This window comes from Microbacterium invictum, from assembly GCF_014197265.1.
Taxonomy (GTDB): Bacteria; Actinomycetota; Actinomycetes; order Actinomycetales; family Microbacteriaceae; genus Microbacterium; species Microbacterium invictum.
Map to the genome: position 1 here is coordinate 3440189 of NZ_JACIFH010000001.1, position 18956 is coordinate 3459144.

Here is an 18956-nt window from a genome sequence, read left to right on the forward strand (position 1 = left end):
GTTGGTCGAGGCGATTGAAATTGTTATCAATCAAGATGAGCGAATTGTTGACAATATGGACAGGAGGGAGACATCATCGAGTGGTGCAGAGAACCACATCCGTCCCCCGCCACGAGGACCCCTGGGCCCAGCTGGGCGATCGCCCGCTGCCCGCTCCCCCGTTCGAGGCCGACGTTGCGCGGCGTTCCTCCATCATCTACACCGTGGTACCGGGATTCCGTCCACTCGAGCTGGATCTCTACACGCCGGCCGATGGCGATGGATCGCCCCGGCCGGCTGTCATGTGGATCCACGGTGGCGCGTTCGCGCTCGGCACCAGGCAGATCGCACCGGCGTTCCTCGAGGAGGCCGACTTCTTCGCCACGCTGGTCCGGGCGGGCTTCGTCGTCGCATCCATCGACTACCGGCTGTCGGGCGAGGCTCAGTGGCCCGCCCAACTGCTGGACGTGCGGACCGCGGTCCGCTGGCTGCGCAGCCGCAGTGCGGAGCTGGCGATCGACCCCGAGTCCATCGCGGTGTGGGGCGAATCCGCCGGAGCCCACCTCGCCGCGATGGCCGGCGTCCTCGGCGGCACCGGCCGGGACGAAGAGCCCGTCTCGCTGGAGCTTCCGCGCGTAGCGGCCGTCGTCGATTGGTACGGCCCGACGGACTTCCGGCAGATGGACGTGCAGGCCGCAGAGAACTCCGCGATGGCGCACGACGACCCCGAGTCGCCCGAGTCGCGGCTGGTCGGCGCCCCGGTGCAGGAGGCCGGCGCGATCATCGATGATGCCAACCCGGTCACGCATGTCACGGCAGACGCACCGCCATTCCTCATCCGTCATGGTGAACTCGACCGTCTGGTCGCATTCGGGCAGAGCGTGTTGCTGGCTGAGCGACTGGCCGAAGTCGGGGCCGACGTAACGCTGCACGCGGTACCCGGTGCCGGGCACGTGTTCGAAGGGCATCCCGCCCCCGGCGAATTCATAGCCGAGGCGATCGAGTTCCTCTCGCGGGTTCTCCCGACGCCCCCATGCCACCGCGCCGACGACCTGAGAGGCCACCCGTGACCACCACGACCGATAGCGCCGAAGCACGTACCCGCTCACGCGGTCGGAATATGCTCGCCGGCACGCTGAAGAGGCTCGTCTCGGCCGACTGGTTCAGCGCCGTCACGGCGCTCGTCGTCCTGTTCGCGGTCGTGGGTGCCTTCCATCCGGCGTTCGTCAGCCCCAACCAGTTGATGAACGTCGTGCAGCAGTCGGTCTATGTCGCGCTGATGGCCGCCGGCATCGTTTTCCTGCTCACGCAGGGGGAAGTCGACCTGTCGGTGGCCGGAAACTATGTCCTTGCGATGGTCAGTGCTGCACTGCTGATCCAAGCCGGTGTCAATACCTGGCTGGCGGCGCTCATCGCGCTCGTCATCTCGACCCTGGTCGGCGCGCTCAACGCGCTGATCGTGCAAGTCATCGGCATCCCCTCGCTCATCGCGACGCTGGCGATGGGCTGGGTGCTTCGAGGGCTCGCGGCCGCGCTGTCGGAGGGCAAGCAGATCATCGGAATGCCGATCGACGATTCGTTCTTCGAGATCGTCGGCGGCGGGAGCTTCATCGGCATCCCCGTCTCAGTGTGGATCCTCATCATCACGGTCGCGGTGCTGACTGTCGTCCTGCGAGCGACGCCGTTCGGCTTCCGGGCGCGGGAAGTCGGCTCGAACCCCGACGCCGCGAAGTTCGCCGGAATTCCGGTCGGCCGTACCAAAGTAACCGCCTTCCTGCTCTGCGGCTTCCTCGCGGGCCTTGCCGGCATAATCGGCCTGGCGTTCTTCACCAGCGGCGACCCGACCAGCGGCGGCGGCTTCGAACTGTTCGCCGTGGCCGGTGCCGTGATCGGCGGCAACCCGCTCACCGGAGGTACAGCCACCGTCTTCGGCGGTGTCGTCGGAGCGATCCTGCTCAACGCCGTCAGCATCGCGCTGGTGTACTTCAGCATCCCGGCGGTGTGGAGCCAGTTCGCGACGGGCGCCGTGATCATCCTCGCGGTGTCACTCGACGGGCTGATGCGCTCCCGCCGCAACCGTCACCCCTGACCCAGAGCACCATCCATCTCTCAAGGAGGAGAACAGCAATGAGAAACCCGATTCCCCCATCCCGTCGTCGTGGCCGCAGGATCGCCCTTGCGGCAGCGGCTCTCACCGTCGCACTGTCGGTCACCGGCTGCGCAGCCACGTCGACGGCACCGGAGCCGAGCGGCGACGCACCCGAGACCGTCGAGCCGGGCTCCATCAAGCTCGGCATCGCCTATTGGGACACCCGCACGTACGCCTTCCAGCTGATGCTGAAAGGGGCCGAGGCGGTGGCCGCAGCCGACCCGGCCATCGATCTCGAGTCCGCTGCTCCCGACGCGGGCGATCCGTCCAAGCTCCTCCCGCTGTTCCAGGCGATGTCGCAGACGCAGACGGACGGCATCGTGTTGCAGACGCTTGCTGCCGACCCGTTCTACCGCCCGGTGCAACAGGTCACATCGGCCGGCACGCCCGTCATCGCGATCGACGCACCGCCGCCTGCGGATGCCGGTGTCGACCTGTTCATCACCAATGACAACGTCGAGCTCGGCCGCATGCTGGCCCGTGAGATCCTCGCCTCGGTCCCGGAGGACGCATCCGGCCAGATCATCATCGGCACCAACGGCCCGGCCGTGCCGCCGCTGATGGCCCGCGTCGACGGCATGATCGAGGTTCTCGCGGCGGAGCGCCCCGGAGTCGAGGTCGTCGGCCCGATTTCCACCTACGGCACCTCGGGCTCGACCCAGGAGAACTTCAGCGCCTGGGACGGGATCTGGCGGCAATACCCGAACGCTCTGGCCTACCTCGCGCCAGGCGCACAGGACGCCGTCTCGCTCGCGCTGGTCCAGCAGCGCAACGACGTCGAGCTGCTCGCCGGTGGCATGGACCTCGAGCCGGCGGCGATCGAAGCGGTGCAGGACGGCTACGTGGCGGCCCTCGTCTCGCCCGAGCACTGGCTGAAGGGCTACATCTCGACGAAACTCCTCGCAGCCCACGCCGAGTCCGGCGCCGAGATCCCCGTGGGCACATGGGACACGGGCGGTCTGGTCGTCAACGCCGACAACATCGACGAGGTCATCGCCCGACAGGCGAGCGACGCCGCCATGAGTGAGGCGCTCGCTGCCGTCGGCGACGAGCAGATCGCCAACTCCGCCGACTACATCATCGAGTAGGGCACAGCGGCATGCACGCGCTCGAGGCGCAGGGAATCCACAAGAGCTACGGCGGCGTCAGGGCGCTGCGCGACGTCAGCCTCGCACTGAAGCCGGGGTCGGTGCATGCGCTCCTCGGCGAGAACGGAGCCGGAAAGTCGACGCTGGTCAGAATAATGACCGGCGCGGCGACCCCCGACTCCGGGACCCTGCGTCTCGACGGTGCGGAAGCGACCTTCGCGAGCACCGCCGATGCGGTGCGCAAGGGCGTCGCGGTTGTCTCGCAAGAGCTCAGCCTCTTCCCGCACCTGTCCGTCCTCGCGAATATGTTCCCCATGCGGGAGCCCCGCTGGGGCCCGTTCATCAACCGTGGCCGGATGCTGCAACTCGCCCAGCCGATCCTCGACCAGCTCGGGGTCACCGCCTCTCCACACGCTCCGGTGCACACGCTCTCGCTCGCCGACCGGCAGCTGGTCGAGATCGGGAAGGCGCTCGTCTCCGAGCCCCGCGTCCTGCTCCTCGACGAGCCCACCTCGGCACTTGAGGGTGGGGCGACCGAGCGGCTGCTGGGTATTCTCCGCGTGCTCAAAGAGCGCGATGTGGCCGTCGTCTTCGTCAGCCACCTGCTCGAAGAGGTAGTCAGCGTCTGCGACGAAGTCACGGTACTCCGGGACGGTGCCGTCGTCATCCAGTGCGAGCGCATCGCCGACCACACCATCCCGTCACTGGTGAAGGCCATGATCGGCGACAAGCAGGTGGTCGTATTGACCGATGCGGTCGAAGCGGCACTCGAGCTGACCGGTGAAGCCGGCTCCGGTCTCGAAATCGACGAGGTCGCCCTCGCCGGCGCCGAAGGCACGGTGTCGTTCACCGCGAACCCGGGTGAGGTCGTCGGCCTCGTCGGGCTGATCGGCGCCGGTCCGATCGAACTGCTCCGTGTGATCGCGGGCATCGATCGACCGGTGTCTGGAACCGTCACCCTCCCCGGCGGTGTGAGGGCACCGCGAAATCAGCGCGACGCGGTCCGATGCGGCGTTGCGTATGTGTCGGGAGACCGTCGCCTGGGCCTCATGATCGACAAGCCGATCTGGGAGAACATCGTCCAGGTCCGCGCCATGGCCCTCGCGAAGGACGGTCTGCTGCTCAACAAGGGAAGCCTGATCGCCCGCGCCGCTCAGCACATCGACAGCATCGGCATCAAGGTGCCGTCGCCGATCGCAGCCGTCAACGCCCTATCGGGCGGCAACCAGCAGAAGGTCGTGCTCGCGAAGTGGCTCGATAACGCGCCGACCACAATCCTTCTCGACGACCCGACGCGCGGGGTCGACATCGGCGCCCGTGCCGAGATCCACGCCCTGCTCAGGGGCTCCGCACGGGCGGGAGCGGTCGTGCTGCTGTGCTCGACCGACCTCGAAGAACTCACCGGCGCCTGCGACCGGGTCCTCGTCTTCTATCGGGGCAGCGTCTGCGCAGAGCTTCGCGGCGATGAGCTGACCTCGCAGAACATGCTGGAGCTCATGAACACCGGCGAACTCGTGGCCTGAACCTCGTGACGGCCACCGACTGCTGCGCTACCATCGCGTCGCATGAGGGTCACCCCCGCGGTACTGGGGGTCGAGTGGGCCGCCGCGTGACGGCCCGACGCTATGGCCGCCGCCCGCCCTTCCGCTCGTTGCCGTGCTTGTAATTGCCTGTGACGCGCGCCATCACCTGCTGCGGGTCACGGGTCTCGACATCCACCAGGAATCTCCGTGCCGCGGGTCCTCGCAGGGTCGCGGCCCTGCGGCCGTGGTGGCGGATCTCGACCTGCTCACCGGCCACGGTGAATTCGAATCCGCTCGGGATCCTTGCCATGTCAGCCTCAGTTCAGCGCCGATGTCAGCCGGGCGACGCCGTCGAGGAAGGTCGCCTTCAGCGGTTCCTTCTTCCACTCGTCGAGGGTGAGCTCACGGCCCGCATCCCGGTACGACTTCTCGACTTCGCGCATGCCGTCGACGAAGCTCTTGCCGCGCACGAGCAGCGACACCTCCATGTTGAGGCTGAAGGAGCGGATGTCCATGTTGCTCGATCCGATCACGGCGATGTCGTCGTCGATCGAGAAGTGCTTCGCGTGAAGGATGAACGGCGGCGGGTAGAGGAAGATCCGCACGCCGGCGGTGAGCAGCGTCTCGTAGTACGAGCGCTGCGCGTGGTAGACGAGGCCCTGGTCGCCGATCTCCGACACGAACAGCTGCACCTCGAGACCCCGCTGGCACGCGCTCGTGATCGCGTAGATCATGGCCTCGTCGGGCACGAAGTAGGGGCTCGTCAGGATGACGCGGTCGGTGGCCCCGTAGATGAGCGACAAGAACAGCCGCAGGTTGTTCTCGGACGAATAGCTCGGTCCGGACGGTACGACCTGGCACATGAGCGTGTCGGGGCCCGTGCCGGATGTCAGCTCCTCGGCCGGCACGTGCTCGGTCCCGCCGAGCTGCTCACCCGTCTCGACCGCCCAGTCCGCGAGGAAGACCGCGTCGATGGATGCCACGACCGGGCCGGTCAGCCGCGTGACCAGCTCCTGCCACTTGAGGCCGCGTGAGATGTTCTTCTGCGAGTTGTACGTGCGGTCGATGAGGTTCTGCGAGCCGAGGAAGGCCGTGCGACCGTCGACGACCACGATCTTGCGGTGGTTGCGCAGATCCGGGCGCTGATACTTGCCCTTCAGCGGCATGACGGGCAGCATCCACGACCACTGCACGCCGATCCGGTCGAGCTCCGCGAACGTCTTGTCGGCGTCCGCGACCTTCCGCGAGGCGATGTGATCGGCCAGCAGGCGCACCGTCACGCCTCGCGCCACCGCCCGCTCCATCGCGGAGAAGAAGCCTTTCGTCGTGGCATCCCATGATGCGATGTAGAACTCGACATGCACGAAGCGCTCGGCGGTGTCGATCTCGGCCGCCATCGCATCGATCGAGCCCTGGTAGTCGTCGATGAGGCTCGCTCGATTGCCCTCCGACGGCGGCAGGGCGGTCAGCGTCGTGTTCTGCGTGACGACGCGCTCGAGCCACTTCGGCGTCTCGGGACCGACCTGGTGCGGTGCCGCCCGCCCGGTGATGATCTCGTCGATGCGCTGCTGCTCCTCGCGTCGCGCCTGAGGCAGCCGCACGCTGCCGATGAGCAGGAACAGCACGATGCCGACGTAGGGGATGAGGAAGATCGCGAGCAGCCATGACATCGCCGCGGTGGGCTTGCGATGCTTCGGGATGATCATGAGGGCCGCCACCTTGATGGCCAGATCCGCCACGAAGGCGATGATCCAGATCAGGTTGGCGTCGAATACCGGCTCCATGGGGGAGAGACTATCGGCGCGGTGCGGAGTATCGCGGCAGATCGAGCAGACTGGACGCATGAGTTCGTCACGTCAGAATCCGCCGCTCATCCAGCGAAACGCCCTCGCCCCGGGACTGCTCGCGGCGATCGCGCTGTTCCTGTCACCGCTGTTCGCGGACGGCCTGGGCGCGACGATCATCCGGTTCGTGGTTGCGATTCTGGCGCTGATCGTGGCGTGGTTCGCGGCGCAGGCGAAGCAGTGGTGGTGGACGGTCGTGTTCGTCGCCGTGGCCGTGGTGTGGAACCCGGTGTACCCGTTCGAGTTCTCCGGTGGGTGGTGGATCGCCGCGCAGATCGTCGGTGCCGTCCTGTTCCTGCTCGCCGGGGCGCTCATCAAGACCGAGCGACCGCAATAGCCCGCCGGTCGGCGTGTGGGACGCGACTCGGCTTCGGCTCAGAACCCGTCGAGCGCCGGCGCCAGCGTGTAGAGAACCACCTCGGCGTCGCGGCCGAGCCCCGGTGCGTATGAGGTCGTGCGCGAGAGCTCGGTGAAGCCGTTGTGCTCGAATACCGCGATGCCGGCGGCATTGTGCGCAGCCACGCGCCCGAACAGCGGCCGGACCGCTTCGCGCGCGACGAGCATCCGCAGCGCGGCGGTGGCCACGCCGTGCCCCCACAGTCCGCGCTTGACCCAGAAGCTGACCTCGCGGTCGCCCTCGACGGTGAACAGTGCCGCGGTGCCGGCGAACCCGCCGCGATCGGTCACCGTCAGCAGCTCGACCTCGTCCGACGCGCGCTCGCCCGCGATCCAGGCATCGAACGCATCGCGGTCATCGGGGTCGTCGGCGGTGAACGCCGCGACCGCGATCGCTTCGGGGTCGCGCATCATCTCGAAGACGGCATCCAGATCGTCGTCCTCGAGGTCGCGCAGATCGATGTGACCCATGGACACACGGTACCCATCGGGCCGGTCCGAAGCGAGGGTGCGAATCGGGTCGCGCGGGGCTGCCGCGTCTGGCTCGCGCCACGCCCCTGCTCACTTGGCGCTTGTGCGGGGTTCGCGCGCGCAATACCCGCCCTGCGCGCCAACTTCTCCAGGAGAGTGCGGCGCCTCGCGCCACGCCCCCTGCTCACTTGGCGCTTGTGCGGGGTTCGCGCGCGCAATACCCGCCCTGCGCGCCAACTTCTCCGGGAGAGTGCGGCGCCTCGCGCCACGCCCCCTGCTCACTTGGCGCTTGTGCGGGGTTCGCGCGCGCAATACCCGCCCTGCGCGCCAACTTCTCCGGGAGGGGGTCTGGCAAGCGTCGGGTCGCCGGGCCCGCGGCTCACTCCCCGGTCGAGGCGCGCGCCACCAACTCCGGCGGGAAGACCGTCTGGCGGGCGATGCTGTCGGGGTCGGTCGCTTCCTCGAGCAGGATGCGCAGCGCGGTGCGCCCGATCATGCGGCTCGGCTGCCGGATCGACGACAGCGGCACGGCCGCCGCAGCGGCGAACGGGTTGTCGTCGAACCCGATGAGCGCGATCTCCTCGGGCACGAGCAGGCGCCGGCCGATCACCAGCGACTGCAGCAGCCCGAGCGCGAGCAGGTCGTTCGACGCGAAGACCGCGTCGGGCCACTCCGACCGCGGCCGGGCCACGATGCGCGCGCCGGCGGCGACGCCCTCGTCGACCGTCATCGCCGTGGTGGCGATCACCTCGAGGTCGACGGGCCCGTCGGCGTTCTCGGCGGCGGCGCGGGCGCCGGCCAGCCGGTCGGTGACCTGACGCATGTCGAACGGCCCGCCCACGAACGCGATCCGGCGCCGGCCGAGCTCGATGAGGTGCTCCACCGCCAGGCGGCCGCCGGCCACGCTGTCCACCGACACGGACGAGAAGCGGCCGTCGCCGCTGAACCGGTCGACGAGCACCGCCGCGATGCCGCGCATGCGCAGCTTCTGCAGTCGTGCGGTCACGTCGCCGTAGGGGGCGATGAGCAGGCCGCGCACCTGCTGCTCTTCGAACAGGTCGATGTACTGCTTCTCGCGGCGGGGGTCCTCGTCGGTGTTGCCGTACAGGATCGCGATGCCGTGGCGGGTCGCTTCGTCCTCCGCGCCGCGGACGACCTCGTTGTAGAACGGGTTCTGCCCGTCGAGCACGACGAAGCCGACGGTCGTGCTCACCCCGGCACGCAGCTTGCGGGCGGCGTCGTTGCGCACGTAGCCCAGCTCGTCGATCGCGCGGGTCACACGATCGACCGAGTCCATCGACACCTCGTCGGGGCGATTGAGCACGTTCGACACCGTGCCGACGGAGACGCCGGCGCGCTGCGCCACATCGCGGATGCTGACCGCCACTGCTTCCCACTTCCTCGTCGGATCACGATTCGGTCACTGTCGGCGGCCGACTTGACCGTGCTGGTCGATGAACTTAGAGTAACCTGAAACCAACCTGAATCGATTCATCAATCTTCACCCTCGACGAGGAGGACCCCGTGGCCACCGACGACGCCACCACGTCACCGCCCGCACTCGAACTGCGGCGCGTCGTCAAATCCTTCGGCCCGGTAGTCGCACTGCGATCAGGCAGCCTCGAGCTGCAGTCCGGCTCGATCCACGCGCTGATCGGCGAGAACGGCGCCGGCAAGTCGACGCTCGTCAAGATCGTCGCCGGACTCTACCGCCGCGACTCGGGCGAGTTCCGTCTGAACGGCGAGCCGGTCGACTTCACCAGTACGGCGCAGTCGAAGGCCGCCGGCATCGCGGTCATCTACCAGGAGCCGACGCTGTTCCCCGACCTGTCGGTCACCGAGAACATCTTCATGGGCCGCCAGCCCACCGGCGCGCTCGGCCGCATCGATCGCCGCGCCATGCGTGCCGAGGCGCAGGAGATCTTCCAGCGACTCGGCGTCGCGCTGGACCCCGACCGGGTCACCGACGGCCTGTCGATCGCCGACCAGCAGATCATCGAGATCGCCAAGGCCATCTCGCTCGACGCGCGCGTGCTCATCATGGATGAGCCCACCGCAGCGCTGTCGGGCGTCGAGGTCGAGCGGCTGTTCGCGGTCGCCCGGAGCCTGCGCGACGAAGGCCGTGCGCTGCTGTTCATCTCGCACCGCTTCGACGAGGTGTTCGACCTCTGCGACACCGTGACCGTGATGCGCGACGGGTCGTACATCGACACGACCCCGATCGCCGAGACGACTGTCGACGACCTCGTGCGCCAGATGGTCGGCCGCGACGTGACCGAGCTGTTCCCCAAGCTCCCCTCCGAGGTGGGCGAGGTCGTGCTCGAGGTCGAAGGGCTCACCCGCACCGGGGTGTTCCGCGACGTCTCGTTCGCTCTGCGCTCCGGCGAGATCGTCGGCCTCGCAGGGCTGGTCGGCGCCGGCCGCAGTGAAGTCGTCCGCGCGATCTTCGGCGTCGACCCGTACGAGAGCGGCACGGTGCGCCTGCACGGCAAGCCGCTGCCCAAGGGCAACCCGCGCCTGGCCACCTCCCGCGGCATCGCACTCGTCCCCGAGGACCGCCGCAAGCAGGGCCTCGTGCTCGACGACGGCGTCTCGCGCAACATCACCCTTGCGATCCGGGGCCGCCTCGCCAAGTGGGGGCTGCTGTGGACGAAGCGTGAGAACGAGGCCGCCCAGGTCTGGGCGAGCCGGCTCGAGGTCAAGACGGCGGCGCTCGATGCGCAGGCCGGAACCCTCAGCGGCGGCAACCAGCAGAAGGTCGTGCTCGGCAAGTGGCTCGCCACCGAGCCCACCGTCCTCATCGTCGACGAGCCCACCCGGGGCATCGACGTCGGCACGAAGGCCGAAGTCCACCGACTGCTCAGCCAGCTGGCCCAGCAGGGCATCGCGATCCTCATGATCTCCTCCGAACTGCCCGAGGTCCTCGGAATGGCCGACCGCGTCCTCGTCATGCGGGAGGGACGCCTCACCGGCGAGTTCACCCGCGCCGAAGCCACCCCCGAGGCCGTCATGTTCGCCGCCACCGCCGACGCGGGAGTCACACGATGATGAGCACCACCACCGCGCCCGCCCCCGTCCAGCCGGGCTCCTCCGCGGCATCCCGCATCGTCAAGAGCATCGCCACCGCCCGCGAGACCGGCATCCTCATCGCCCTGATCGTCGTGGTCATCGCGGCGACCGTCGCCAACCCGAACTTCCTGTTCTCGAACGACGGATTCCGCGACCTGCTGCTGACGCCCTCGATCCTGCTGCTGGTCGCCGTGGGCTCGGCGGTGGTCATCATCACCCGCAACGTCGACCTCTCGGTCGGTTCGGTCGTGGGCCTCACTGCGTATCTGACCGGGCGCCTGTTCATCGACATCCCCGGCATCCCGATCATCGCCGTCTTCTTCGGCGGAGTCCTCCTCGGCGGGCTGCTGGGCCTGATCAACGGCGCGCTCGTCGCGTTCGCGCGGGTGCCGGCCCTGGTGATCACGCTCGGCACCATGTACATCTATCGTGGCCTGAACGTCGCGTGGACCGGCAGCGACCGCATCAACGCGTCCGACTTGCCGCGTGATTTCCGCGCGCTCGGCACCGACCGGATCCTGGGGATCCCGATCCTGACGATCATCGCGGTCGTCGTGCTCATCGTCGCGGCCTGGTATCTGCGCAACCTCCGCAGCGGCCGCGAGCTGTACGCGATCGGCTCGGATCCGGATGCCGCGCACCTGTACGGCCTGCGCGTGACGCGTCGCGTGATCTTCGCGTTCGTCGTCTCGGGCGCGCTCGCGGGCATGGCCGGGGTGCTGTACGCCGCCCGCTATGGCACGGTCTCATCGAGCGCCGGGTTCGGCTGGGAGCTGCAGGCCATCGGCGCCGCGGTCATCGGCGGTGTCGCGATCTCGGGCGGCGTCGGCACGGTGTGGGGTGCCGCGATAGGCGCGTTCCTGCTGCTCACCATCAACCGGGCCCTGCCGATCCTCGGCATCGACGACTTCTGGCAGCGCGCCGTGGTCGGCGTGCTCATCATCGGCGCCATCGTGCTCGACCGGGTGCTGGCCGTCCGCCAGCACCGAAGGCTCATCGCCGGAAGAGAGGAGACGAGATGACCACGGCAACGGCCACCGTGCCACGCACGTACAGCGCGCACGCCCGCCCGGCATGGCGCCGGATCCTGCTCACCCGCGAAGCGGCCATCATCGGCCTGCTCGCGCTCGTGATCATCGTCGCCGTCGCGACGATCCCGAACTTCGACAGCCCGCTGACGGTCACCTATCTGCTGCGCGACATCGCGCCGATCCTGCTGATCGCCCTGCCGATGACGCTCATCATCATCACCGAGGAGATCGACCTGTCGGTTGCGAGCACCGTGGGCCTCGCGAGCGTCATGACCGGGGTGCTCACCGCAGCCGGCCTGCCGTTCGTCGCCGCCGCGCTCGTCGCGATCCTCGTCGGCGCGATGGCCGGTGCGATCAACGGCTTCCTCGTCACGGTCGTCGGGCTCCCGTCGCTCGCGGTCACGATCGGCACGCTCGCACTGTTCCGCGGTATCGCCGTGGGACTGCTGGGCACCACCGCGATCACCGACTTCCCCGAGCAGTGGACCGATCTCGCGAAGGCGAACATCCCGGGAACGCCGATCCCGGTGATCATGATCCCGTTCGTCATCCTCGCGATCGTCTTCGCCGTCGTACTGCACTTCACCCCATTCGGGCGGTCGTTGTACGCGATCGGACTCAACAAAGAGGCGGCGGCGTTCTCGGGCATCGACGTCGGGCGCACCAAGTTCACGCTGTTCGTGCTCAGCGGGGCCGTCTCGGGCTTCGCGGGCGTCTACTTCACCCTGCTGTACAGCAATGCCCGCGGCGACAATGCGATGGGCATGGAGCTGCAGATCATCGCGGCCGTGCTGCTGGGCGGCGTCTCGATCTTCGGCGGACGCGGCGCGATGCACGGCGTCATCGCCGGTGTGCTGCTGATCGGCACCGTCGCCTCGGCCCTGCGCCTCGCGAACGTCGGCAGCGACATCATCAACGTCATCACCGGCCTGCTGCTGATCGTGTCGGTCGTCTCGGCCAGTGTCCTGACCTGGCTGCAGCGACGGCGTTCCGCGGCGATCGGCAAGAGAAAGGGCCGAATGGATGCCGCCGCCGCGGCCGCGCCGGCATAGCTCCGGCATCCATCACCAGACCCACCACCACGCACCACCCACAGCACCACCCACACAGCAACACCCCACGGAAGGAAACAAAGATGTTCGGACTTCAGCGCAAGGGACGCACCGCCTTCGCGGCCGCGGCCCTCACCGTCTCGGTCGCGCTCCTGGCGACCGGATGCTCGGCAGGCGACAACGGAGGCGACACCGGCGACGGTGACACCGTCTCGATCACGATGCTGCCCAAGAACCTCGGCAACCCCTACTTCGACACCTCGACCGGAGGCGCCGAAGAGGCTGTCGCCGAGTTCGACGGCGAGTTCGAAGAGGTCGGCCCCACCGAGGCCACGCCCACCTCGCAGGTGAGCTTCATCCAGACCGCCGCCCAGCAGGGAACCGGCGCGCTCATCGTCTCGGCGAACGACCCCGAGGCGATCTGCGACGCGCTCGACGAGGCCCGCTCGGTGGGCGTCAAGGTCGTGACCTTCGACTCGGACACGAACCCCGACTGCCGCGACCTGTTCATCAACCAGGCCACCGCCGAAGGCATCGCCCAGGTGCAGATCGACCTGATCGCCGAGCAGATCGGCGACGCCGGCCAGATCGCGGTGCTGTCGGCCTCAGCCAACGCCACGAACCAGAACGCCTGGATCGAGCTCATGAAGGAGCAGCTGGCTGCCGAGCACCCCGACATCGAACTCGTCGAGGTCGTCTACGGCGACGACGACGACCAGACGTCGTTCGACAAGACCGCGGCCCTGCTGCAGACCTACCCCGAGCTCAAGGGCATCGTCTCGCCGACCACGGTCGGCATCGCCGCAGCCGCGCGCTACCTGTCGACCTCGGAGTACAAGGGCACCGTCGCGCTGACGGGCCTGGGCACCCCGAACCAGATGCGCGAGTACGTCGAGGACGGCACCGTCACCGCGTTCGCGCTGTGGAACCCGGCCGACCTGGGCTTCCTGGCCGCGTTCGCCGCGCAGGCACTGGTCACCGGTGAGATCACCGGCGAGACCGGTGACACCTTCGAGGCGGGCCGGCTCGGCTCGTTCGAGGTCGGCGAGGGCGCCTCGGTGCTGCTGGGCGACCCGTACGTGTTCGACGCGGACAACATCGCAGACTTCGACTTCTGAGTCGCTTCTGCGGACGGCGCCCGGGCTTCGGCTCGGGCGCCGTTCGGCGTCTCGGGCCGGGTGTCTGCGAGGGGCACGCGTGCTTACTTGGCGCTTGGGTGGGGTTCGATCGCGTAGTTTCCGCAGCGAGCGCCAACTTTGCCAGGGAGGCGCGTGCGTGCTTGGGGCGCGGCGCGTCGAGTGGGCGGTTGTGGCGGGCTGCGGGTGCGAGTTGTCACATCTGTGGCGGGCGAATGGATGCCGGGGGCGTGCCGGCGACGCGGGCGCGAGGTCAGACCGCGGTGAGCCCGGTGCGCGGGCGCGCCTGCGGGGCCGGATGCAGCTGGGTGTGCAGCCGCTCCATGCGGGCGTCGAGCTCGGCGGCCGAGTCCGCGGCATCCTTCAACTCCACCAGCAGACCGTCGGGAACGACGCCGTTGTACTTGTAGTAGATCTTGTGCTCGAGGCTCGCCCAGAAATCCATCGCGATGGTGCGGAACTGCACCTCGACGGTGACCTCGACCCGGCCGGACGAAAGGAACACCGGCACCTGCACGATCGCGTGGAGGCTCTGGTAGCCGTTGGGCTTCGGCTCGGCGATGTAGTCCTTGACCTGCACGATCGTGATGTCGTCCTGCCCAGCCAGCAGGTCGAACAGCCGGTAGACGTCCGTCGCGAAGCTGCAGGTGACCCGCACCCCTGCGATGTCGGTGATCTCGCGGCGGATGGATGCGAAGTCGGGGGACACGCCCTTGCGCGCGACCTTGTCGACGATGCTGTCCGCACTCTTCACGCGACCCGAGACGTGCTCGATCGGGTTGTAGTCGTGCGTGTGCTGGAACTCCTCACGCAGGATGCCGAGCTTGGTCTCGATCTCGCGCAGTCCGAACCGGTAGGCCATCAGGAAACGCTGGAACTCGTCGCGCATGGCCTTCAGCTGCTCGGGGGAGAACGTCTCCAGCCCGGCCTCGGTCATGACGGAGAGGGAGTTCGCTGAGTCCATCTCCTGACGCTATCGAGATGGGCTAGGTGGATGCTGGGAGTGTCTGACGTCGGTCGCCCTGGCGCTGTGACGCAAGGCGTACCGGCGCGTTCGGCGCGCCATAGCCGTCGTACTCGCCGCGGCGCTCGACCAGTTCGAGGAAGAGCCCTCCGAAAGTTGGCGTGTAGAAGTGGATGAAGGCGCCGTTGTCGTCCCTGTCGTACAGCAGGTCGAGGGCGCGCAGCGTCTCGAGCAGATCGTCGTCGAGGTCGAACCGCGCGAACAGGTCGTCGTAGTAGTTGCTGGGGACGGGGAGGAACTGGAGCCCGGCGTCGCGCGCGCGCCGCGCCGCGCCGATGATGTCGTCGCAGCGGACCGCGATGTGCCGATCGGGGAGGGGGGCGGCCGGTGGCGCCATGTTGAACGGGAGACGCACGACGCCGTCGGGCGAGCGCATCACCTGGCTGCGCACGAGTCCGGTCGGGCTGGGAACGTCTGCCGTGGCCTCGGGGCTCAGTGCGAGCACGCTCGTCGCGAACAGGACGGCCTCATCGAAGTCCTGCCACCGGTACCCGACGTTGACGTGGTCGACGACGCCGCGCAACTCGTCTCCGGCGGGATCGCCGCCGAGAAACTCGGGCACCCATGAGGTCTCCGCCGGCGCGTCATTCCAGTACACCTCAGTGCCGTCTGGCGAGGCGACCGCGGGCAGTTCGCGCTCGCCGGCGTACGTGCGGCGGAACACGCGGGGTGCGCCGAGGGCGACACCGCGGGTGACCGCTGCGGTCGCATCGGGAACGGTGAGACCGATCGCGGTGAGTGTCGGGTCACCGCTGCGCACCTGTTCGTTGAGCACGATGCGCGCGTCCCCGGCGCTCCACAGCCGCACGGGCTTGCTGCGGTGGCGGCCGCGGAAGCGGAAGCCGAGTTGCGCGAGCAAGCCGTCGAGCGCCAGCAGATCGGCGCCGCCGATCTCGACGAAGTCGATCGCCGACGCCGCCTGTGGGGGAGCGAGCCGTCCGTCATCCCAGCCGTTCTCGGCGGCGTTGCGATCGGCGAGCCAGGTCAGCGACCGCCGGGCGTGTGCCGCGGTGCGTCATCGCACCAGCTCAACACCAACCTCGTGATCATGAGCCCGGTGTGGGACGAGCTGAGCAGCGATCAGCAGGATGCGCTCTCGTCGGCGGTCGGTTCCGCTGTCGGGCAGGTCACCGACTGCGTCGCCGAGGACGAGGCTGCAGTCCTCGATGAGTGGCGTGCGGGCGGTGAGTGGGAGGTCATCGATGACGTCGACCGGGACGCCTTCCAGGACCAGGCGCTCGCCTACTTCGAGGACCATTACAGCGGTGACTCGCTGACCGCATTCGAGGCGATTCGCGCGACCGCGCCGTGATCTCGCGATGACAACCGCCGCCGCGACCGTGCCCACCTGCTCGGGAGCGATGGCCGGCGCCGACCTCGGGGTGACCCTGGTGCACGAGCACCTGTTCGTCACCGATCCCGAGCTCGACGCCTGCCTGCCGCACCCGGAATGGGATGAGGAGCGTGCCGTCGCGGCGGCGGTGACCCAGCTCGAGCACCTCCACGCACTCGGCGTGCGCACGGTCGTCGACCTGACCGTGCCCGGCCTCGGCCGCAACGTCGCGCGCGTGCGCCGGGTGGCAGACCAGGTGCCGGTGAACATCGTAGTGGCCACCGGGTACTACCGCACGGCCTTGGCACCCTTCTTCGCGCTCAACGGACCGGGGCTGCTGGTCGATGGGCCCGACCCGCTGGTCGAGCTGTTCCTCGGCGACATCGAAAACGGTATCGAGGGCTCCGGCATCCGCGCCGGGATGATCAAGATCGCCTCGGATGCCGGTGGGGTCACCCCCGACGTCGCGCGCGTCTTCGCCGCAGCGGCGGTCGCGCATCGGCGCACCGGCGTGCCCATCACCACGCACTCGCACTCGCCGTCGCGGGGCGGCTTGGCACAGCAGGACCTGCTGAGCGACCTCGGGGTGCCGCTGGACCGCGTCGTGATCGGCCACGCCGGCGACTCCACCGAACCCGGCTACGTGCGCCGGCTCGCCGACCGAGGATCGTGGCTCGGGTTCGACCGCTTCGGCATGACCCATATGCAGAGTGATGAGGCACGCATCCGCACCCTCCTCGATCTGCTTCATGCCGGCTACACCGACCAGCTGCTGCTCTCGCACGATGCGGCGGTATTCAGCCGCATCACGCCGCCCTCGTGGCGAGCGGCGCACGCCCCGCGATGGCGGATGGACACGCTGCACAGGGCGGTCCTGCCGCGCCTGCGCGCCGACGGCGTCGACGAGGCGACGCTCACCAGGCTCATGGTCGACAATCCTCGCCGCCTGCTCACCGGCGAGGCGCGGTCTGCAATCTCCGGCGGCATCGGTGCCGGTGGCTAGGGTGGATGCCGTGACCGAGCCTGTCGTGCGCACGCGCGATCCCGAACGGACGCGGTCCGACCTGCTCGAGGTCGCCACGGCGGCCTTCGCCGAGTCCGGGTACTCCGGCACTCGCGTCGATGACATCGCCGAGCGCACCCGCACCACCAAGCGGATGATCTACTACTACTTCGGCAGTAAGGAAGAGCTCTATCTCGCCGTGCTCGAGCGGGCGTATCGCGGCATCCGCGAAGCGGAGCAGGGGCTGCACGTCGGAGAGCTCGAGCCGGTCGAAGCCCTGCGCCGCATCGCCGAGCTCACCTACGACCATCATCTCGCGCACAGCGACTTCATCCGGTTGGTGTCGATAGAGAACATCCACCGGGGCGAGTTCATCCAGCGGCTCGCGTCGCTGCGCACCCTCAACCGGCCTGCGCTCGGACTGCTCGAGGGCATCCTCGAGCGTGGCCGCGCCGACCGCGCCCTGCGCGCCGACGTCGATGCGCTCGACGTGCACCTGCTCATCAGCTCGTACTGCTTCTTCCAGGTGTCGAACCAGTACACGTTCGGGTACCTGTTCAACCGGGATCTGCTGGCCGTCGACCAGCGCGACCATCTGCGCTCGATGATCGGCGACGTGGTCGTCGCCTGGCTCACCCAGCGCTGAGCCAACGTAGTCAGCGTGTGCGCTCGCGAGCAGTGAGCGCAGTGGGTTCAGACGCGGCGGTACTGGCCGACCATCGGGCAGTCGAACGGGTCGCGGGCGGCGAGGCCGACGCGGTTGAGGTACTCGATGACGATGGCGTACGACTGCCACAGGCTCGTCTCGGTGTACGGCACGTCGAGGGTCTCGCAGTAGTCGCGGACGATCTCACGCGCCTTCGCGAGGTGCGGGCGGGCCATGCTCGGGAACAGGTGGTGCTCGACCTGGTAGTTGAGGCCGCCCATGAGCCACGTGGCCCACCATCCGCCGCGGACGTTGCGCGAGGTGCGGACCTGCTTGCTGAAGAAGTCGATGCGTGCGTCGGGCGCGATGATCGGCATGCCCTTGTGGTTCGGCGCGAACGAGGCGCCCATGTAGACGCCGAACACGGCGAGCTGGACGCCCATGAACGCAAAGGCCATGCCGAGCGGGAGGAACAGGAAGACGGGGACGATGACGACGGCCAGGCGCACGGCGATCATCGCGAGCTCCGTCCATCGGCCCTTCACGCCGGGCGTCGTCACCAGATACTTGATGCCGAGGTAGTGCAGGTTCAGCCCCTCGAGGGTGAGCAGCGGGAAGAACAGCCAGCCCTGACGCCGGGTGATCCAGCGCTGGAAGCCGCGCGCTTTGGCGGCGTCCTCATCGAGGAACGAGATCGTGTCGACGCCGATGTCCGGGTCCTTGCCGACGCGGTTCGGGTTGGCGTGGTGGCGGGAGTGCTTGGCATCCCACCACGAGTAGCTGATGCCGACGACACCGGAGGCGACGACCCGAGCGAGGCGGTCGTTGGCCGGTCCGGTCTTGAGGATCTGGCGGTGAGCGGCCTCGTGGCCGAGAAAAGCGGCCTGCGTGAACATGATTCCGAAGGCAGCGGCGATCAGCAGCTGGAACCAGCTGTCGCCGAGCAGGATGAACCCGGTGATGCAGCCGCCGAGGCCGAGTGCGACGGCGGTGCCGACCATGGCGTAGAACCACGGGGTGCGCTGGAGCAGGCCGGTCTCCTTGGCCACGTTGGACACCTGTGAGTAGGCGCGACCGACCGCGGGGAACGAAGACGCGTATGTCTGGCGGACCGGGCCGAGCGTCGAGGGGGCGGTGGGGGCTGCTGCATTGGCGATGGCGGGCTCCTCAGATCGTCAGAACGACCCGAAAGCCAGACTGGGATTGTGACGG

The 18956-nt window shown here is 68.4% G+C and carries 19 protein-coding genes; 12 read left to right on the forward strand and 7 right to left on the reverse strand.

The window, feature by feature from the left end:
- Window positions 1-83 precede the first annotated feature (83 nt).
- Genes BKA10_RS15855 through BKA10_RS15870 form a run of 4 tightly spaced genes read left to right on the forward strand, consistent with a single transcriptional unit; the run spans window position 84 to window position 4739 of the window.
- On the forward strand, window positions 84-1049 hold the full coding sequence (locus BKA10_RS15855; protein WP_206686714.1) for an alpha/beta hydrolase fold domain-containing protein: 966 nt from the start codon (window positions 84-86) through the stop codon (window positions 1047-1049).
- Complete coding sequence (locus BKA10_RS15860) at window positions 1046-2068, forward strand: ABC transporter permease subunit (RefSeq protein ID WP_183500854.1); 1023 nt, start codon at window positions 1046-1048, stop codon at window positions 2066-2068. The genes BKA10_RS15855 and BKA10_RS15860 overlap by 4 nt, the downstream gene beginning before the upstream one ends.
- 38 nt (window positions 2069-2106) lie before the next feature.
- Window positions 2107-3216: a sugar ABC transporter substrate-binding protein gene (locus tag BKA10_RS15865; protein WP_183500855.1), complete on the forward strand. Its 1110-nt coding sequence runs from the start codon at window positions 2107-2109 to the stop codon at window positions 3214-3216.
- Window positions 3217-3227: 11 nt separating this feature from the next.
- Window positions 3228-4739, forward strand: coding sequence for a sugar ABC transporter ATP-binding protein (locus tag BKA10_RS15870; protein ID WP_183500856.1), 1512 nt, complete (start codon window positions 3228-3230; stop codon window positions 4737-4739).
- Between the two features lie 100 nt (window positions 4740-4839).
- Here BKA10_RS15870 and BKA10_RS15875 read toward each other — a convergent pair whose 3' ends face one another.
- On the reverse strand, window positions 4840-5049 hold the full coding sequence (locus BKA10_RS15875) for a hypothetical protein (protein WP_183500857.1): 210 nt from the start codon (window positions 5047-5049) through the stop codon (window positions 4840-4842).
- Between the two features lie 7 nt (window positions 5050-5056).
- Window positions 5057-6523 carry a cardiolipin synthase gene (gene cls / locus BKA10_RS15880; RefSeq protein WP_183500858.1) on the reverse strand — a complete coding sequence of 489 codons (1467 nt, stop codon included), beginning with the start codon at window positions 6521-6523 and terminating at the stop codon, window positions 5057-5059.
- A 58-nt stretch (window positions 6524-6581) separates the two neighbouring features.
- Between cls and BKA10_RS15885 the strand changes: the two genes are divergently transcribed.
- On the forward strand, window positions 6582-6920 hold the full coding sequence (locus BKA10_RS15885; RefSeq protein WP_183500859.1) for a DUF6804 family protein: 339 nt from the start codon (window positions 6582-6584) through the stop codon (window positions 6918-6920).
- A 38-nt stretch (window positions 6921-6958) separates the two neighbouring features.
- Here the strand turns inward: BKA10_RS15885 and BKA10_RS15890 are convergent, their stop codons facing one another.
- Both BKA10_RS15890 and BKA10_RS15895 read right to left on the reverse strand, forming a co-directional pair.
- Complete coding sequence (locus BKA10_RS15890; protein ID WP_183500860.1) at window positions 6959-7450, reverse strand: GNAT family N-acetyltransferase; 492 nt, start codon at window positions 7448-7450, stop codon at window positions 6959-6961.
- Window positions 7451-7829: 379 nt separating this feature from the next.
- Window positions 7830-8837 carry a substrate-binding domain-containing protein gene (locus tag BKA10_RS15895; protein WP_183500861.1) on the reverse strand — a complete coding sequence of 336 codons (1008 nt, stop codon included), beginning with the start codon at window positions 8835-8837 and terminating at the stop codon, window positions 7830-7832.
- A 137-nt stretch (window positions 8838-8974) separates the two neighbouring features.
- Between BKA10_RS15895 and BKA10_RS15900 the strand changes: the two genes are divergently transcribed.
- From BKA10_RS15900 to rhaS, 4 genes are all read left to right on the forward strand, one after another.
- On the forward strand, window positions 8975-10498 hold the full coding sequence (locus tag BKA10_RS15900; protein WP_183500862.1) for an ATP-binding cassette domain-containing protein: 1524 nt from the start codon (window positions 8975-8977) through the stop codon (window positions 10496-10498).
- A complete protein-coding gene (locus tag BKA10_RS15905; RefSeq protein WP_183500863.1) occupies window positions 10498-11541 on the forward strand; it encodes an ABC transporter permease in 1044 nt (347 codons plus the stop codon). Before BKA10_RS15900 ends, BKA10_RS15905 begins: the two co-directional genes overlap by 1 nt.
- Entirely contained in the window at window positions 11538-12602 is a 1065-nt protein-coding gene (locus BKA10_RS15910; RefSeq protein WP_183500864.1) for an ABC transporter permease, read from the forward strand. The genes BKA10_RS15905 and BKA10_RS15910 overlap by 4 nt, the downstream gene beginning before the upstream one ends.
- Before the next feature lie 83 nt (window positions 12603-12685).
- Window positions 12686-13720, forward strand: coding sequence for a rhamnose ABC transporter substrate-binding protein (gene rhaS / locus BKA10_RS15915; protein WP_183500865.1), 1035 nt, complete (start codon window positions 12686-12688; stop codon window positions 13718-13720).
- Between the two features lie 271 nt (window positions 13721-13991).
- On the opposite strand, the gene BKA10_RS15920 is transcribed toward rhaS, so the two are convergent.
- Complete coding sequence (locus tag BKA10_RS15920) at window positions 13992-14675, reverse strand: GTP pyrophosphokinase (protein ID WP_241740076.1); 684 nt, start codon at window positions 14673-14675, stop codon at window positions 13992-13994.
- A 49-nt stretch (window positions 14676-14724) separates the two neighbouring features.
- Window positions 14725-15621, reverse strand: a complete 897-nt coding sequence (locus BKA10_RS15925) for a 4-hydroxyphenylpyruvate dioxygenase family protein (RefSeq protein ID WP_183500867.1) — start codon at window positions 15619-15621, stop codon at window positions 14725-14727.
- Here BKA10_RS15925 and BKA10_RS15930 point away from each other — a divergent pair.
- Genes BKA10_RS15930 through BKA10_RS15940 form a run of 3 tightly spaced genes read left to right on the forward strand, consistent with a single transcriptional unit; the run spans window position 15610 to window position 17744 of the window.
- Window positions 15610-16074: a type 2 periplasmic-binding domain-containing protein gene (locus tag BKA10_RS15930; RefSeq protein WP_183500868.1), complete on the forward strand. Its 465-nt coding sequence runs from the start codon at window positions 15610-15612 to the stop codon at window positions 16072-16074. The two genes, BKA10_RS15925 and BKA10_RS15930, sit on opposite strands and share 12 nt — an antisense overlap.
- 7 nt (window positions 16075-16081) lie before the next feature.
- Window positions 16082-17098: a phosphotriesterase family protein gene (locus tag BKA10_RS15935; protein ID WP_183500869.1), complete on the forward strand. Its 1017-nt coding sequence runs from the start codon at window positions 16082-16084 to the stop codon at window positions 17096-17098.
- A gap of 10 nt (window positions 17099-17108) precedes the next feature.
- A complete protein-coding gene (locus BKA10_RS15940; protein ID WP_183500870.1) occupies window positions 17109-17744 on the forward strand; it encodes a TetR family transcriptional regulator in 636 nt (211 codons plus the stop codon).
- Between the two features lie 47 nt (window positions 17745-17791).
- Here the strand turns inward: BKA10_RS15940 and BKA10_RS15945 are convergent, their stop codons facing one another.
- Window positions 17792-18901, reverse strand: coding sequence for a fatty acid desaturase (locus tag BKA10_RS15945; protein WP_183501256.1), 1110 nt, complete (start codon window positions 18899-18901; stop codon window positions 17792-17794).
- Window positions 18902-18956 lie beyond the last annotated feature (55 nt).